Origin of the sequence: Paenibacillus arenilitoris, assembly GCF_014705655.1 — a bacterium.
Taxonomy (GTDB): Bacteria; Bacillota; Bacilli; order Paenibacillales; family Paenibacillaceae; genus Pristimantibacillus; species Pristimantibacillus arenilitoris.
The window spans coordinates 1-16,859 of sequence record NZ_JACXIY010000007.1; the positions used below are offsets into that span (position 1 = coordinate 1).

At 53.8% G+C, this 16,859-nt stretch carries 11 protein-coding genes, 5 tRNA genes and 1 pseudogene; 10 read left to right on the top strand and 7 right to left on the bottom strand.

Annotation, left to right across the window (positions count from 1 at the left end; translation table 11 throughout):
• Nucleotides 1-31: 31 nt before the first annotated feature.
• From IDH41_RS05305 to IDH41_RS05335, 7 genes are all read left to right on the top strand, one after another.
• A tRNA-Lys gene (locus tag IDH41_RS05305) sits at nt 32-107 on the top strand.
• Nucleotides 108-161: 54 nt separating this feature from the next.
• Nucleotides 162-247, top strand: a tRNA-Leu gene (locus IDH41_RS05310).
• A gap of 137 nt (nt 248-384) precedes the next feature.
• Complete coding sequence (locus IDH41_RS05315; RefSeq protein WP_190858974.1) at nt 385-699, top strand: hypothetical protein; 315 nt, start codon at nt 385-387, stop codon at nt 697-699.
• 107 nt (nt 700-806) lie between these two features.
• Nucleotides 807-881 (top strand) — tRNA-Glu (locus IDH41_RS05320).
• 50 nt (nt 882-931) lie between these two features.
• Nucleotides 932-1,007, top strand: a tRNA-Lys gene (locus IDH41_RS05325).
• 53 nt (nt 1,008-1,060) lie between these two features.
• Nucleotides 1,061-1,146, top strand: a tRNA-Leu gene (locus tag IDH41_RS05330).
• A 379-nt stretch (nt 1,147-1,525) separates the two neighbouring features.
• Entirely contained in the window at nt 1,526-4,234 is a 2,709-nt protein-coding gene (locus IDH41_RS05335) for an S-layer homology domain-containing protein (RefSeq protein WP_190858976.1), read from the top strand.
• 73 nt (nt 4,235-4,307) lie between these two features.
• Here the strand turns inward: IDH41_RS05335 and IDH41_RS31740 are convergent, their stop codons facing one another.
• The 3 genes and pseudogenes from IDH41_RS31740 to IDH41_RS05345 form a co-directional block, all read right to left on the bottom strand.
• A complete protein-coding gene (locus IDH41_RS31740; protein WP_263364556.1) occupies nt 4,308-4,739 on the bottom strand; it encodes an RICIN domain-containing protein in 432 nt (143 codons plus the stop codon).
• 12 nt (nt 4,740-4,751) lie between these two features.
• Nucleotides 4,752-6,143, bottom strand: a pseudogene (locus tag IDH41_RS05340) (family 43 glycosylhydrolase); the annotation flags it as partial.
• A 192-nt stretch (nt 6,144-6,335) separates the two neighbouring features.
• The gene (locus tag IDH41_RS05345) at nt 6,336-6,674 is read right to left on the bottom strand and encodes a L,D-transpeptidase (protein WP_190858987.1); all 339 of its coding nucleotides are present in this window, start codon (nt 6,672-6,674) and stop codon (nt 6,336-6,338) included.
• Nucleotides 6,675-6,898: 224 nt separating this feature from the next.
• On the opposite strand from IDH41_RS05345, the gene IDH41_RS05350 reads away from it, so the two are divergent.
• The gene (locus tag IDH41_RS05350; RefSeq protein WP_190858989.1) at nt 6,899-7,522 is read left to right on the top strand and encodes a DedA family protein; all 624 of its coding nucleotides are present in this window, start codon (nt 6,899-6,901) and stop codon (nt 7,520-7,522) included.
• 54 nt (nt 7,523-7,576) lie between these two features.
• Here IDH41_RS05350 and uraA read toward each other — a convergent pair whose 3' ends face one another.
• Nucleotides 7,577-8,878 carry a uracil permease gene (gene uraA / locus IDH41_RS05355; RefSeq protein ID WP_190858991.1) on the bottom strand — a complete coding sequence of 434 codons (1,302 nt, stop codon included), beginning with the start codon at nt 8,876-8,878 and terminating at the stop codon, nt 7,577-7,579.
• 309 nt (nt 8,879-9,187) lie between these two features.
• On the opposite strand from uraA, the gene IDH41_RS05360 reads away from it, so the two are divergent.
• A complete protein-coding gene (locus tag IDH41_RS05360; protein WP_190858992.1) occupies nt 9,188-10,282 on the top strand; it encodes a GerAB/ArcD/ProY family transporter in 1,095 nt (364 codons plus the stop codon).
• On the opposite strand, the gene IDH41_RS05365 is transcribed toward IDH41_RS05360, so the two are convergent.
• The 3 genes from IDH41_RS05365 to IDH41_RS05375 are packed head-to-tail and all read right to left on the bottom strand — an operon-like array spanning nt 10,279 to nt 13,244.
• The gene (locus IDH41_RS05365; protein ID WP_190858994.1) at nt 10,279-10,512 is read right to left on the bottom strand and encodes a hypothetical protein; all 234 of its coding nucleotides are present in this window, start codon (nt 10,510-10,512) and stop codon (nt 10,279-10,281) included. The two genes, IDH41_RS05360 and IDH41_RS05365, sit on opposite strands and share 4 nt — an antisense overlap.
• Nucleotides 10,509-11,690: a Ger(x)C family spore germination protein gene (locus IDH41_RS05370; RefSeq protein ID WP_190858995.1), complete on the bottom strand. Its 1,182-nt coding sequence runs from the start codon at nt 11,688-11,690 to the stop codon at nt 10,509-10,511. The genes IDH41_RS05365 and IDH41_RS05370 overlap by 4 nt, the downstream gene beginning before the upstream one ends.
• On the bottom strand, nt 11,691-13,244 hold the full coding sequence (locus IDH41_RS05375; RefSeq protein ID WP_190858997.1) for a spore germination protein: 1,554 nt from the start codon (nt 13,242-13,244) through the stop codon (nt 11,691-11,693).
• A 577-nt stretch (nt 13,245-13,821) separates the two neighbouring features.
• Here IDH41_RS05375 and IDH41_RS05380 point away from each other — a divergent pair.
• Entirely contained in the window at nt 13,822-16,842 is a 3,021-nt protein-coding gene (locus tag IDH41_RS05380) for a carbohydrate-binding protein (RefSeq protein ID WP_190858999.1), read from the top strand.
• Nucleotides 16,843-16,859: the final 17 nt, after the last annotated feature.

Sequence of the window (16,859 nt, forward strand, 5' to 3'; positions counted from 1 at the left end):
GGCTTTCTGAGCTTGCGTTCAGTCACATCGAGAGCCATTAGCTCAGTTGGTAGAGCACCTGACTTTTAATCAGGGTGTCGTAGGTTCGAGTCCTACATGGCTCACCATTTGCTTCACCCTCGAAGCGAATTGGAATGGCCGATCCGAATTTTACAAAACGTGCGGTAGTGGTGGAATGGCAGACACGCTATCTTGAGGGGGTAGTGGGCGTACGCCCGTGGAGGTTCGAGTCCTCTCTACCGCACCATAACTTGTTTTTTGATCATTCGTTTATAATTAATGCCACTTTATATTCAGATCATCGTCTGATTAGAGAGTGGCTTTTTCATTATTCGTTGCTCGTATCGACCAGACAGACTTCATTACAAGCGAGGAGCTGCAACCATGAAGATGAACTTGCATTTTACGAACAAAGGACGGGCTGCGATCGGGAAGTTCAGCAATGAGGAATTGCTCGAAATTTTCGGGCGTTACAGCAACACGCTGATGAAGAAGTATGCGATCGAAGTCACGGTACCGGCTGAAGGAAATGAAGAAGTCGTGGAACGCGGCGTTCTGACCGTTCTGATCGATCAAGTGGAATGCGACGTCGATACGTTCTTCAAGGAGCTGGGAAGGGACGTTAAAGTGCCGCTGAAGAAAAGGCTGAACGATGATGAAAAGCTGGACAACGTGTTCAAAGCGGCAGCTGCGGAGTAACGTCGAAAGCGGGTAATTTTTTTTGGAAAAGGACTTGTGCAATAGCGAAATAGCTGATATAATCATTTTTGTTGTCTCAAGGAAATCGTGACAACGATGATCGATAAGGCCCGTTGGTCAAGGGGTTAAGACACCTCCCTTTCACGGAGGTAACAGGGGTTCGAATCCCCTACGGGTCACCATTTTTATTCAGGATCGAACAAGCTTTCTGGGCTATGTTCAGCCGCATTAAGAGCCATTAGCTCAGTTGGTAGAGCACCTGACTTTTAATCAGGGTGTCGTAGGTTCGAGTCCTACATGGCTCACCATTTGCTTCACCCTCGAAGCGAACGGGATGACCGATCCGAATTTTACAATATGTGCGGTAGTGGTGGAATGGCAGACACGCTATCTTGAGGGGGTAGTGGGCGTACGCCCGTGGAGGTTCGAGTCCTCTCTACCGCACCATAACGACGATGAACGAACCTTTGCGGAAGCAAAGGTTTTTTTGCGTTCTCCAAAAGTTTCAGGTTCGCATCCTCCCTCGAATTTCCAGTTAACGAATACTTAACCCTTTAATTTGCAAATGAAGAGTCGAGATTTCTGTCGATTTCTAAGGACTAAAGACTCTGAATATGACGAAATACCCATTTTTTTGTATTGTAAATTTTATATTTCATGTTACTATTATCCTGTTGTAAGTGTAGTGTACAGTTTTATACAGAAAAAGGAGGGATTGCTATCGCCAAAGTTCGGCCATCACTCGATGGCGAAGCTTCACCTTAAAAAAATCGAATAAAGGGAGAGAGTCAGATTGGTAAGCAGTTCCTTTAGGAAACGTATATCCGTGTTGCTTGTTTTTGCGATGATTTTATCCGTTATTTCCACGAATTATATCGCTCTGGCGGCTGAGTCAGCCGAATCGGCTGAAGCGTCCTTATCGGATATCGAACAGTCTTACGCGAAAGCCGAGATTGCCGCATTGGTCGATAAGAACATTATTGACGGATTCGAAGACGGCACGTTTAAGCCGAACGATTCGATGACGCGCGCTCAGCTTGCCAAAGTACTCGTGTTGTCGTTAGGACTCGCGCAGGATGCCGAAGGCGCTGCAGGGTTTAAGGACATTGAAAGCGGCAATTGGTTTGCGGGATATGTAGGAGCGTTGGTGAAGTCCGGCATTACGCAAGGAACTTCATCCGATGCATTTTCTCCTAACAAAACCGTATCCAGAGAGGAACTGGCCGTGTTCTTCGTTCGGGCATTCGGATGGGCGAAAACGGCAGAGGAGACGGATCTTGACGAGCGTCTCACTGATTTGACTGAAGTGTCGAATTGGGCGAAAGCCTCGGTCTCCTTCGCTTACAAAATCGGATTCATTAAAGGAGTCGCGAATGCGGACGGCACCGTAAAATTTAATCCGTCCGGTAGCGCAGATCGTCAAGCATTGGCAAGACTGGCTTATGAGTTCGTTGTTAACAGGGCCGTATACGAAGATCAAGTGAAGCTGTTGACGAAAGAAGAAGAGAAGCCCGTCAAAGAGACTTCGCCTTCCCAGCCGGGCGGTGGAGGCAGCGATCCCGGCTCGGGCTCGGATTCGAAAACGGTCAACGCGCCAGGTGAATATGCGTTTGGAAGCGTAAGCGGAAATGTGAACATTAACGTCCCGGGCGTAACGTTAAGAAATACAACGATTGCCGGAAATCTTCTGCTCAATGAAGGGATAGGGGAGGGCGACGTAACTCTCGACAATGTAACGGTAGCAGGTGAAACGAGCGTACTGGGCGGTGGAGCGAACAGTATTCATGTCGTCAATTCGATTCTCGCGACGGTTATCGTGAACAAGAGCGATGGCAGCATTCGCCTTGTGCTTGAGGACGGTACGAACGTCCAGCAAATCCAGCTTGAATCGGGAGCGCTTATTGAAACATCCGCAGCAGTCGGAGAGATCGGACCGGTTGAGGTGACGAGCGCCGTTCCTCACAATGCCGAGGTTACGTTCAACGGATCGTTTGATTCGATTCGTGTTCATGCGGAGCAGGTGGCAATCAATCTGGCTGCTAACGCAACAATCGGCGAGATTTCTGTTTTCGAGCAAGCACTGAATGCTACGTTCAATCTGGACGCCGGCGCTGTCGTGACAAGAGCGATTGTCGATGCTGTGGTATCCTTTACGGGATCCGGAACGATCCAATCCTCACAGGTCAACGTGGACGGCGTAAACTTCGATGACTTGGCAAACAAGCCGGTAATTGAAGCGGATCCTACGGTTACAAGCACTGTATACACGCCGGAGGAATTCGAATTAACGGCGGTTGACGCGACGAAGCAGATCGTGTTTACGGGCATTAAGGACAGCGGCAGTGTGAAGGATATTACGCTTGCGGCGGCTTGGAGCAGTGAAGATGATACCGTTGCGGAAGTCGTGTACGGCAAAGTAAAGGCCAAAACCGATGGCACTACTTATATTAATGCAAGCTATGGCGCTTACAATATAAAAGTTCCGGTAACGGTGAACGTCTATAAGCCAGGTGAAGCCTATCCAACGATTTCGTCGGTACAGGTGTCGAACGGCACGATCGACATCACTTTCGACGGTTCGCCGGAAGAGTTGGGCGCCGAGCATTTTATCGTTAGCGCTACGCTTAACGGAGCGGCATATGAACTGCAAAATCTTCAATATAGCAACGGTCGCATTACCTTCGATCCGGTGAATACTTACGGTTCTACACTGTATATTACCGTAGATTCCGATGCGGATAAAACCAAATTCGCGGGCAGTCAAAGCGGACAGATCAAATTGACCGGGTTCGGCGGCCATATTAAAAACGTGGCGGGCGAAGCCGTTCAGGGATTGACGATCCAATTCCGCAAAGGTCTGAATGCGAAGACGGGCACGGTGGTAGGCGCTGCGACAACCGATGCGGACGGAAATTACTTCATCTACCTGGAGCCGGGTATTTATACCGGTGAACTGGGCGGAGGGAGCACGCCGTACATCACGACATATTTAATCGGGGTCTCGGCGGTTAACGTAAAAAACATGGACCAGCACCAAACGGCGATTGGCATTCCGAACGCATCCGAGACAAGAATCGTGCTGACGTGGGGCAAGGATCCTCAGGACTTGGACTCCCATCTCATCGGCCCGTCATTGGATGGCGGACAGTTCCATACTTGGTATGCGGATCAGCAATACTGGTTTGAAGACGGGCTTGTCGTCGATTTGGATTTGGACGATACGACTTCCTACGGTCCCGAAACAACGACAATCCGCCAGGATGTTGCGGGAACTTATAAATTTTATGTGCATCATTACTATGGGACAAGCACGATCAAAGCATCCGAGGCAAAAATAGAAGTATACAGAGGCCCGGTTACGACGCCGACGAAAGTATACGCGGTACCGTCCGGTACCGGAAGCGAAATATACTGGATCGTGTTCGAAATGACCGTTAATGCAGACGGATCTGTCTCATTTAACGATGTCAACGAATTTACGAATGTAAATCCTGTTCCGAATCAACATGGTAATGAAACCGAAATCGATCAATAATTGAACGAGGACGGACCTCCAGCAAAAAGAAGGGCAATCCCGCCGACATACCGGCGGGATTGCCCTTCTTCATTTAATACTTATAAACGAGCGTCCAAGCTTGCGCCGCATTGTTCAGATCGTCCCAAATCTGCACGTTCGTGCCGCTTGCCGTGCCGCCGCCCGCGACGTCGAGCGCTTTGCCGCTGTTCGGGTTGATGAGCTTATAGCTGCTGCCGGTCCATATGAACGCCCAGCGCTGGGCGGGGGTGCCGCCGAAGTTTTGCCAGATGATCACGTTCGTGCCGTTCGCCGTACCGGTACCCGCGACGTCGAGCGCCCGGCCGCTGTTCGTGTTGACGAGCGTATAGGCGCCGTCGCCGAGACTCGTAATCCGCCACTCCTGCGCGGTATTATTCAAATCGTCCCAGATGTGCACGTTCGTGCCGTTCGCCGTGCCGCCGCCCGCGACGTCGATCGCCTTGCCGCTATTCGGGTTAATCAGCTTATAGACGCCGCCGGTCAAAGCGGCCGGCGCTGCCGGCGTAAGGTCGAAGAAGTCGAGCTCGGCGTAGCCGTCGCCCTTGCCGAACCGAATCGTGTTCCAGCCGGCGTTCAGCGTCATTCGCTTCGTGGACAATCCCCAATTTTCCCAGCCTTTGTTCGTCACGTAGAAAGGCGACGACGAGCCGTTAACGGTCAGCGTCAGCGTGGACCATCCGCCGCCGGCCGTGCCGTTGGCCGTCCGCGCCGACAAAATGTATTCGCCCGCCGCCGCCGCGTACACCGAGAATTGCACGTAGCTGCTCGCGGTATCGATATGTCCCGCCTTGCTGCCGCCTGAGCCGGTCGCGCTCGAAGAGGCATAGGCGATGCCGCCGAACGTCCCTTCCTCGCCCTCGTACCGGACGCGCTGCGATTCGCCGGACGGAACCGCAATCGGGGCGTTCGGATTGGCGGGAGCGCCGAGATTAGGCGTGTTGTCGGCGTTCCAGGTAAACTTCTGGGCGCGGATTTCCCGATTCCAGCCGGCGTTATTGTATTTGGCAACGTGATAGAGGATCCAGTCCTCCTTGCCGTCGGGCGATTTCGTGAACGAGTGGTGGCCCGGACCGTAGAGCCCGTTCGCGGATTTGAAGATCGGCTGGCTGCGCTTGCTCCAGGACGAAGCCTGAAGCAAATTGCTGCCGGTGCTTGCGGTAATGAGACCGAGGCAGTAATCGTTCGTCCAGCTGCCGCTCGCGGAGTAGACGAGGCTGATGACGCCGTTCCGCACGATGACCTGCGGCCCTTCGTTGACATGCGGAGAATGGTTCGTCTCCCAGCCGTGCACGGGCCTGGCGATCTCGGTCCGGTTCGAGTCGATCGTCCAGGGGTTGCTCATACGGGCGATGTATAAATTTTGCCTGACGTTCGTGTTCCCTTCCCAGCCCGACCAGATGAAATAGAGCTCGTTATTGACCTGCAGGACGGTGCCGTCGATCGCCCATTTGTTCGTCGGGTCGGTAATTTGGCCCTTGTACGTCCATGTTCCCTGCATCGGATCCGGGGAAGTATTCTCCATGACGTACATACGGTGGTTGACGTTATCCCCGTCGTCCTTGGCGTAGTAAATGTACCAAGCGCCGTTCACGTAATGGATTTCCGGCGCCCATATGCCGCAGCAGCCGGTCTCGATCACGCGGGAGACGCCGGCGTCGAGGCCGGTGAGGGAGGCTGACTTCCAGATCGTCACGTTGCCGCCAGTCGTTTTGGTGAAGTAATAATAGCCGTCCGTATGTTTGTAAACCCATGGATCCGCGCCGTCCTGGTAGATCACGTTGTAAAAGTTGCTTTGGTGCGTAGCCGCGCCCGCCATGCCCGGCGGGATCGCCAGCATGGCGAGCAGCAGCAGGATAAAGCCTCGTACGGTCAGTTTGCGGAATTTCATTCTCATGAACGTTAAAACTCCCCTCACTTCGTATTGGCGCCGTTTATAAAGAGGCGCTCGCAACTAGTGAAGCATTTCCTCGGCATAAGGAACAGGACGGATTTTTATTTGTTATGGACATTTATTTGTGAAGGCTTAGGAGCCCGCGCGCAGGACAAGCCCAATCGTCCGGCGGCCCCGGTCCCTGAAGAATCATTCCCGAATCGTCACCCGCGTACGAACCGGAACGAGCTTGGACAGGGCGAGAACATCGTCGTTGTACATGCGAATGCAGCCGGCCGATACCATCCTCCCGATCGAGGAAGGGTCGTTCGTGCCGTGAATGCCGTAATGCGGCTTGGACAATCCCATCCAGAAAGCGCCGAACGGGCCGCCGGGATTGTTCTGCTTGTTGACGATCGTGAATTCGCCTCTTGGCGTTTGCGTAACCATTTTGCCGATCCCCACGGGATAGGAATGGACGACCGTATTGCCGTCGAGCAGATGCAGCTTGCGGTCGGACAGATCGACGATGATGCGGTATGATGGCATGCCCGCATCCCTCCTTTCTGATTTATGCTATGTTCCAGGGAACGGGTTTGCGCCCGGTATCCGCATATAACCAGCCATCCTCCCCGACTCGGGTCCTGGCTGCGGCTTGGACCAATGGCGAGCACGAATGACAGACTCTAGTCAATTTCGAAGGAGCGCTCCTCCCTTTATGATGGAGGAAGCTAGTTTATTCGGCGACCAAGAGCAAAGCGAGGAGTTTGCGCATGAATGTGATCGAAATGGTGGAACGGTTGTTTGAGCAATTCGGCTATCTGGTACTATTCGTCGGATTGCCTCTGGATTTTATCGCTTTGCCGATACCGCCGGGCAACAGCACGTTGACCTTTACCGGCTTTTTGTCTTACAAAGGCGTGCTGGAGCCGGCCTTAGCCGTTGCCGCGGCCATTGCGGGGGCGCTTGCCGGCGTGACGATTACTTATTTGATCGGATACAGGCTGGGCATGCCGCTCATCGAGCGGTACGGCAAATGGCTGTTTCTAAAGCCGGCGGTCATCGAGAAGACGCGGCGGTACTACGACAAATACGGCAACAAGCTGCTGTTGATCGCTTTCTTCATTCCCGGGATCCGGCAATTTATCGGCTACTTTATCGGCATCATCCGCGTCCCTTACGGCAGCGTGGCGATATACGCCTATGCGGGCACCGTATTGTGGGTGATCGTCTTCTTCGGAATCGGCTATTTGTTCGGGGAGCAGTGGCAGCACGTGTTCGCGCTCGTCGAGCGCTACCTGAAATGGTTGTTCATCGGGCTGGGAGGCTTGCTTGGCGGGCTGATCGTAAGGAAAGGTCTGAAACGGAGGAATAAAGCGCGGTTATCGGATCATTAATCGAAAAGGGCTGCTTCGTCAGGTTCACGACCTGCGGAGCAGCCCTTCGATTTGTTAATGACCCGAAGCTTCGACGTCGTTCGAGAGACGCGTCACTTCAAACAGCTTGAACAGCAGGCTGAGCACAATGGCGACCACGGTCGCGAGCGCCATGCCGGTAAGAGAGAAGTCGCCGATCGTCAGCTTCACGCCGCTGAGGCCGGTGACGAGAACGACGGTCGTCAGGAACAGGTTCGTCGGCTTGCCGTAGTCGACTTTGGATTCTACGAGCATCCGCAGGCCGGAAGCGGCGATGACGCCGAACAGCAGCAGCGATACGCCGCCCATGACCGGCCCCGGTATGCCGGAGATGAGCGCGGAAAATTTGCCCGAGAAGGAAAGCACGATCGCAATGACCGCCGCGCCTCCGATGACGAAGGTGGAGTATACCTTCGTGATGGCCAGAACGCCGATGTTCTCGCCGTAGGTCGTGTTCGGCGTCGAGCCGACGAAGCCGGACAGGATCGTCGAGATGCCGTTGCCGAGCATGGAGCGGTGGAGGCCGGGATCCTTGGACAAATCCTTCTCGACGATATTGCCCGTTACGACCAGATGCCCGATATGCTCGGCGATGACGACGAGGGCGGCCGGCGCGATGGCGATGATCGCGGTCAGCTCGAACCAAGGAAAGGTGAAGGTCGGCAGCTGTACGAAGCCAACCTTGCCTACGCCGCTGAAGTCGGTCAAGCCCATGACATAAGCGAGCACATACCCGGACACGATCCCGAACAGGATCGGGATAATGCGCATGAAGCCGCGGAAGAGGACGGAGCCGAGCACGGTTATGGCAAGGGTGGCCGTCGACAGCGTGACGATCTTCGGATCCATCGACCATGTCGCGGGATCCGCGTCCTGCGGCGCGATCCACCCCGACATTCTGGCGGCTACCGGAATGAGCTCGAGGCCGATGATGGCGACGATGGCGCCCATGGCCGCGGGCGGGAATACGACGTTGATCCAGCCCGTGCCGGCTGCCTGAATGATGATGGCGACGATCGTGAAGATGACGCCGGCCGCGATGAATCCGCCGAGCGCCGCGGCATAGCTTCCGCCTCCCGCGGCCTGATCGCCGATAACGGCGCCCGCGGGAGCGAGGAAGGCGAAGCTGGAACCCAGGTAAGCGGGGATTTTTCCTTTGCAGATCCATAAATAAAGCAGCGTGCCGATTCCGTTCATGAGCAGGCAGATCGCCGGATCGACGCCGAGGATGTTGGGCACGAGCACCGTTGAGCCGAACATGGCGAACAGATGCTGCAGGCTGAGCATGATGCTTGCTCCGATTGGAGGTCTGTCGAGAACCCCGATTGCTTTTTTCATTGATGACGCGCTCCTTCGATGATGTAGGTTGTCTATGTAAGCCCTTGTCGATTCTAACGACTAAACGCCCGGTTTGCAAGCATTTTCTTGCAGGAAGAAGAAGCAAAAGTGCGGACCATGGACGAATCGATTAGGGATGAAAGGTAGTGTCCGCATTGGAACTTCGGGTTACGCGCGGTCGATACGCCGGGCAGCATCGGCGCGAGCGGTTCGGTCTTCGGCTCGGCCTTATTGGTGATTAAAGCGTTTAAAGCGCCCTCGGTTGGGAGAATATAGTATAACCAGCTGTGCGGGGAGGAGAAACAAAGCTTGCTTTCCAATGAAAAAATATCTGGCGCTCAAATCAGCTTGCTGTTTTTTACCTTCATCGTTTCAACCCTCATCTTGTCCGTTCCTGGAATCATGGTGTCCTTCGCCAAACAAAATGCATGGATGTCCATTATTCCCGCTTCGCTTACGGGAATTGTCAATATCTATGTGATGACCGCTCTGGCGAGGCGTTACCCCGGTCAGTCGATCATGCAGTACGCGACCGCGATTTGCGGGAAATGGGCGGGCAAGCTTGTCGGGTTTTATTGCACTTACTATTTGTTTTTCTTTATTTCAAGCACCGTAAACGAACATGCCGGATTTCTGAACACCAATCTCCTGCTGTATACGCCTCCGCTCGTATTGATGGCAACCATGCTGTTGCTTTGCGGCTTTGCCGTACTCGCCGGCGTTGAAACGATCGGCAGATGCAATGAGGTCATCGTGCTCATCGTCCTGGTGCTTCTTATTCCGATTTTCATCTTTTCGCTCCGGGATGCGGATCCCGCCAGATTGACCCCAATGCTCGGGGAGGGACTCGTTCCGGTCATACGGGGATCGGTCGTTCCATCCGCCTGGATGAGCCAGTTTTATTTTTTGGGATGGTTTCTGCCGCACTTGAAAGAGAAGCCGGAGAAGGTCCGCAAAAAATTGCTGGCTGCGCTCGGCGGCATCGTCGCCCTGATCATGGTGGTCGACTTGCTGGGGATTATGGTTTTCGGTCCGATTACCCCAAGGATGAAGTTCGCTTTTTTGGACGTCATTAAATATACCAGTATCATCGGACCTTTGGAAAGACTGGAAGCGATCGCCGTTACAATCTGGATACTGGGCATTTTCGTTAAAATTTCAATGCTGCTCTATATGTTCTGCATAAGCGCAACCCAGCTTTTCGGGGCGAAAAACTACCGGAAATCCGTCCTGCCGATCACAGTGCTGTCCGCTGTCGGTTCTGTTTGGATTTTCAAAAATGCCGCGGAATTCGAAGCCTGGATTACATTCACATTTCCGATTCTGGCTCTCTTTACGCAAAGCCTGCTGCCGCTGCTGCTGCTTGCCGTAGCTGTGATCAAAGCAAAAATCGTGAAGCATTAACGGGACAAAACCGATTTTCCAATCGATTCGAATACGATTTTGTACGGGAGGACAAAGGTCGGCACTTTCACGTCCGCGATCAGCAGCGCTCCTACGATGGCGGAGACGGTCATGGATAACGCATAGATGCATGCCTCCCGTTTCTCGTTCCCGTTCCATAAGCGACGGGTTTGAATGAAAGCGAGAGCGCCGAGACAGAGGATATATACAGCCGGGACGATGATCATCACTTCACGATCTCCTTATCCTTCAATTGAAGCGAGGGCCCGATCGCCCCGGTATTTTGAATGGAGAGATTCACCGTTACGGAAATTTCAGCGTCCGCAAAGTGCCTGTCCCACTGTTTCGCAACCGTGCGCCACTTCTTGGGGTTATCCCTTTGCAATTGCTGGCCGAAGCCGACGATATCCGTTTTGTACTGGGTTTGAATTTTGCGCAAAAACGCATCCATATCCTGCTTGATCCGATTTTCGAGCGCCTTTTTAATAATCTCGAGATTGTTCGAGTCGGTTACGTCAAGAGAGGAATTGTTCTCAAACATATTCCCGTTTGCTTTCAGGCCGACATGAAATTTCAGCGGATCACTTGCGGCAACGGTTTTGATTTTAAATTTGCCGGAGGTGAGGATAAAACCGACATTTCCTTTGCCGCCCGGCAGGTCGGCAACGATTTTATCCGTCCTCTTGTTTTTCTTGAACCAAAGATATTGGTGCGTCTCCGTATTATTCAAAAAACCGACCAATTTACTCGATTTGAATATGGCCGTTCCGTTTATGCGAAACAGCTTTTCATTGCCTTTTTTGCCCGACTTGCGAATGAGCGCCGGCTCCAACACTCCGGTCGTCGGGTACAATCCCTCGCTTGCCGACGCAATGAAAAAATCGCGCAGCGTGACGACCGTTCCTTCTCCGAGAAGCAATTCCATTTCCTTCAACCCTTCGGAGGGAGCAAGCTCATAGGGATATTCGACGCGAAGCAGATCCTCCGCTTTCATCCCTTTGACGACCAGCACATACGTTTTCAATCGGTTTCGCGGATTGCGGCTGAATGTATCCAAAATATCATTGAGGCCTTTCCTGGCCATATCTTCTCCGATCAGGATAACACTGCGGTGCGAAAAAAATAACGTTCTGGACATTTTCTGCTGAAGCTTTTGATCAAGATCAATCCCGTTTTTTCCAACCGCTGAAATGAGAAAGAACTTCTCCGTTTCTTTCGAGGCTCCCCCTGACGTTTGAGAGGAAGGGGCGGGTACGGCGATTTGAATCGTTGCCTTTATTTGGCCGTTGTCCGCCAGATCCAGCCCGGTCCCCATGACCAAGCCTATGTCATTGATTTCCTCGCGATCCCAGCAGCCGGTATTGATCAGCAGAACAAGCAGCATCCCGATCGTTATCCCCCACTTCAACTACTCTCCTCCTCCGTCCTGCAGCTGCGCCTTTACCCCGCTTTCGCGAGAGGGGGCGGATAAGCCGCGGCCATTCTTTCTGGGTGCGCGAGTCCAAACATCCTTCACGGCTCTGAGCGAAAAGGGGGCTATCGGCGTAAAGTAAGGAACCCCGAACGATTTCAAATGAACGACATAGAGCAAAATGCCCATAAAACCGAGCGCGATTCCGTATAAGCCAAGCGATCCCGCCAAGAGAATGATCGGAAACCGCAGCAATCGGACGCCGTTGGCATAAGTAAATCGCGGAATGAGAAGGGCCGCAATGCCGGTAGTCGATACGACGATAACGATGGGCGTCGAAATAAGGCCCGCCTGCACCGCCGCCTGCCCGATGACAAGTCCGCCGACGATGCTTACCGTCTGTCCGATCGTCTTCGGCAATCGGACGCCCGCCTCCCGCAACGCTTCGAACATAATTTCCATTAACAAAGCTTCAATCATGACCGGGAACGGCACGGGCTCCCGGGCGGAAGCGATGCTCAGCAGCAAGCTGGTCGGTATCATTTCCTGATGGAAAGACGTTACCGCAACGAAGAAGGAAGGAGCGAAAATGGCGATGAACAAAAAGATAAACCTTATCCACCTTGTGAACGTGGCAACAGGGTAGCGAAGATTGTAGTCTTCGCTTGCCTGCAAACCGGTCCAGAACGTAACGGGCACGACCAGAACGAAGGGAGTATTATCGACCAGAACGGCGACTCTGCCTTCAAGCAAGCTCCCCGCAACGGCGTCCGGCCTCTCCGTTGCCAGCACAAGAGGAAAAATAGGGAATGGATCGTCAACGATCAATTCCTCGAGAGCACCGGTTTCCAATATGCCGTCGATTTGGATGGAAGCGATTTTCTTTCGCAGCTGATCAACGACGGAATCGTCGGCAAGTCCGTCGATATAGGCAACGAGCACCTTTGTTTCCGTCAAATCGCCTATGGCGAATGCTTCCATCTTCAGACGCGGGGTACGAATATAATGGCGGAGTAGCCCGACATTGACGGGCAGTCTTTCGATGAAGCCTTCCCTGGACCCCCGGATCACAGGTTCCGATGCGGGTTCGTCGATGGATCTTTTGAGCATGCCGCCCACCGCAAAACAAACGGCGCGATCCTCGCCGTCGGTGAATACGGCAGCATAACCGCGAAGAATAAGTCGGATAATTTCCGCCCATTTCGACGTTACGACCTTTTTGGCGGCCGGCATCGATTCGTCTTCATAGGCTTCCGTTTCTACGGCAAACCTTTCCCGTTGATCTGTCGAAAGCGGTATAACGATCTGCTCTCTCACCTTCGGTTCGTCTGCCAAAGTTCCTAAATAAGCAATGAGAAGCTTGGGCTTATCGACTTGGTCTTGATTACGAATAATGCGGCATACCAAGTCCGAGCACCTTTGAAAAGCCTGCTCGATGATGGTTTTATTTTGATTGATGTCATCCGAGAGCGCTTTCTCCGCGTATTCGCTAACTGGATCGTCAAAAGCGGTAGTATTGCCGGTCAGCCCTTTTCGCAGCCGCGTCGTCATTGCAGAAGTCCTCCAACAATCAACTTTTATTGGTTCTACTAGATTTCCTTGGAAATCCGGAAATTATTCGCGTCAGGGTAAGAGCAAAAATAAGCCGAATCCTTCGTCGGATTCGGCATCGTTGGAATAAAGTATTAGGATCGACAAAAACATCAGCATCCGGCACGATCTTACCATAAACGTTTACGGTACATCGATATCAACGACACATACATTCGTAACGCCTTCTGCAATCAAATAGAAGCGAGTTTGAAGTATCTTTTCAGGCGAATGCGATACTGGGTGTAATTAGTGTCGGGAGGCAAGGCGCTTTCCGCGTAAACCCTCAGCCTGCACATAAAATCGTCGTATTAGGTGCCGGTCCGATCTGACTTTCAGCTCTATATTTTCTGCAATGTCAAATTTCTTTATCGAACCCTCTTTTGAGCATAGTAACGACCGGAAAGGAAATAGCATTAAAGTTCGTTGTTTTGGAGTACGAATCGTAACATTTTTGGCTGGTTTGCCGGTCGTATCCCCCTTTACACTTATGGAAGTAAGCGCTTTACATTTCATAAGCTCATGAAGGAGGAACATGATGGCTAGTTCATGGAAGTACGGCAAAGGCCTGTTTATCATGCTGGCGATGCTGCTTCTGCTGCAGACGGCGGCATACGGATCCGCGGCGTTCGCCGAAGGACAAGCGGAGTCGCAAAGCGACGTCTATTCGTTTGAAGCGGAGGCTTCCGTTAACACACTGAGCGGCAAAGCCGCGGTCAAAAGCTGCGATCCCGCCGCCGGCTGCTCGGGCAATCAGCTCGTCGGCGACCTGTGGGGCGGCTCTTCGCTTCAGTTCAATGCGGTGAACGTGCCCGCCGCCGGCGTGTACGTCATGAAGGTGCACTATATTTCGGGCGACCCGAGACCGATGGCGGTCAGCGTGAATGGCGGAGCGGGCGACCATTACGATCTGCCGAAGACGGCGAATTGGAATACGCTCGGCACGTACGAGATCGAGCTGGAGCTGGGGCAAGGCGACAATACGATCAAGCTCGACGACGAGGGCGGGTATTCGCCGGATATCGATAAGATCGAGCTGCGCCTCTCGGACGGCGGTACGGATCCGGGCGAGCCGGGCGAAGGACAAGCGTACGAAGCGGAGGCAGCGGCGAATTCCATGACGGGCAACGCAGCGGTCAAGGCGTGCCAGCCGGCTACGGGCTGCTCCGGCGGCAAGAAGGTAGGCGACCTGTGGGGCGGCTCCACGCTCCGATTCCATGACGTCACCGTGCCTGCCGCAGGCATCTACACGATGAAGCTGTCGTACATTTCCGGCGACCCCCGCCCGGTCGCGATCCGGGTAAACGACGGGGAAGCGGAGACGTATACGCCGCCTCAGACGGCGAACTGGGACACGCTTGGCGAGTACGGCATCGAGCTGGAGCTGCGGCAGGGCAGCAACGCGATTTCATTCGACGATAACGGGGGCTGGTCGCCGGATATCGATAAAATCGAAATTATCGCCGCCAAGCCGCCGGAAGACGATTCGGGCAACGTCGATCAGATCGGCAAGATCGGCGATAAGCTCGATTCCGCCAAGTTCGGCTCGATTACGGTAGCCGAGCACGAGAAGGGGCTTACCGTTTCGAACGGCAAATACAAAATTACCTATAATACGGAAATCGGGCTTGCCGCCTACGATTGGAACGGCAAGACGGTCGTTAAGGGCATTTACGCCAGCGTCCAGCTGGACGGCAAGCAGCTCGACAGCCGCAAATACGAGGAGCGCGTCTTCACGCTCGGCAGCGTGGAGCGGGTGAAGGACGGGCATGGCAAAGGCGTGAAGGTGACGATCGCGAACAAGCAGTCCGGCCTGCCGATCATGAAGCAAATTTACCATATTTACGACGGCTTGCCTTATTTCCTCGTGAGCCAGCAGGTCGAGAGCGATTCGGTCATCGGCTCGAACGATATGGCGCCGCTCGTCTTGAACGCGAAGGGCGGCATCGATATCGGCAGCCATTCGGATAACCGCGTGCTCATCGCGCCGTTCGACAACGACATGTGGTCGAGGTATCAGGCGCGCACGATCAATACGAGCCTGAACAACAACAATTACGTCAGCTCGGAGCTGACGGCCATCTACGACAACGGCAGCCGGAAGGGACTCGTCATCGGCTCCGTGACGCATGATACGTGGAAAACGGGCATTTATTGGAGCGGCTCGGACGACCGCCTGAACAAGCTGAAAGTATACGGCGGCTTCTCGTCGGCGACGTCGACGCACGATACGATTCCGCACGGCATCGTGACGGGCAAGACGCTCTCGTCCCCTCAAATTATGGTCGGCTACTACGACGATTACCGCGACGGCCTGGAAGGCTTCGGCATGGCGAATGCGGCAGTCGCGCCGCCGCTTGCGTTCGGGAAGGGCGTTCCGAAAGGGGTGCCGGTCGGCTGGAACAGCTGGGGCGCTTACGACAGCGGGCTCAGCTACGACAAGGTCGTGGACGTGTCGAACTTCTTCAAGACGAATTTGCAGAAAGCGTCCTTCAATAACAAAGGCAACGTGTACATCAACATGGACTCGTATTGGGACAACCTTACCGAGCGGCAGCTGAAGGACGCGGTGTCCGTCATTCGCAAGAACGGGCAAAAAGCGGGCATTTACTACGGGCCGTTCGTTTATTGGGGAGACAATATGGAGCAGCCGGTTGAGGGAACGAACGGCGTGTATACGTACGGAGACATTATTTTACGGGACAACGACGGCAATCCGCTGCCGAAGGTGGACGGCGCCTACGCGGTCGATCCGACGCATCCCGGCTCGAAGCAGCGCGTCGAATATTACTTCAAGCGGTTCCTCGACTACGGCTTCGAGTACATCAAGATCGACTTCCTGAGCCACGGCTCGTTCGAGGGCAAGCATTACGATCCGAACGCGGAGACGGGCATCGAAGCCTACAACCAAGGGATGGCTCATATCAACAAGGTGCTTGGCGGCAAAATGTTCATCAGCGCGTCGATCGCGCCGTTGTTCCCGAGCCAGTACGCGCATGCGAGACGCATCTCCTGCGACATCGACGGCACGCTCGGACGAACGGAGTACCAGTTGAACAATTTGACGTACGGCTGGTGGCAGAACGGAACGATCTATCCGTACACCGATCCGGATTATATGACGCTGGCGAAGGGCGGTTCCCTGGCCGCGGCGCAAACGCGGGTCAACTCCGCCGTCATTTCCGGCACCGTGTTTCTGAATTCCGATAACGTAAGCGATCCTGTAGCTCAGGATTATATGAAGAAGCTGCTTACGAACAAGCAGGTGAACGCGGTCGCGCTGAAGGGCGAGGCGTTCCGGCCGGTCGAAGGCAACACGGGAACGGCCGCCGCGGACGTATTCGTACTGAAGGACAAGAAAGACTATTACTTGGCCGTCTTCAACTATACGTTCGATGCCGCGACGAAAACCGTCGACCTCGCGCGGGCTGGCATTTTGGGCGCTTCCGAAGTGACGGTCACCAATTTGTGGACGAATAAGCCGGTCAAAGCCAAAGAGCAATTGACGGTTAGTTTGGAAGGCGCGCAATCGATGCTGTACAAAATTACGGCGAAGTAAGACGTCGGCAGCGCAAA

Excerpts from the sequence above, each read along its gene's own strand:
- IDH41_RS05315 (WP_190858974.1), top strand. The coding sequence starts at position 385 with ATGAAGATGAACTTGCATTTTACGAACAAAGGACGGGCTGCGATCGGG.
- IDH41_RS05345 (WP_190858987.1), bottom strand. The coding sequence starts at position 6,674 with ATGCCATCATACCGCATCATCGTCGATCTGTCCGACCGCAAGCTGCAT.
- IDH41_RS05350 (WP_190858989.1), top strand. The coding sequence starts at position 6,899 with ATGAATGTGATCGAAATGGTGGAACGGTTGTTTGAGCAATTCGGCTAT.
- uraA (WP_190858991.1), bottom strand. The coding sequence starts at position 8,878 with ATGAAAAAAGCAATCGGGGTTCTCGACAGACCTCCAATCGGAGCAAGC.
- IDH41_RS05375 (WP_190858997.1), bottom strand. The coding sequence starts at position 13,244 with ATGACGACGCGGCTGCGAAAAGGGCTGACCGGCAATACTACCGCTTTT.
- IDH41_RS05380 (WP_190858999.1), top strand. The coding sequence starts at position 13,822 with ATGGCTAGTTCATGGAAGTACGGCAAAGGCCTGTTTATCATGCTGGCG.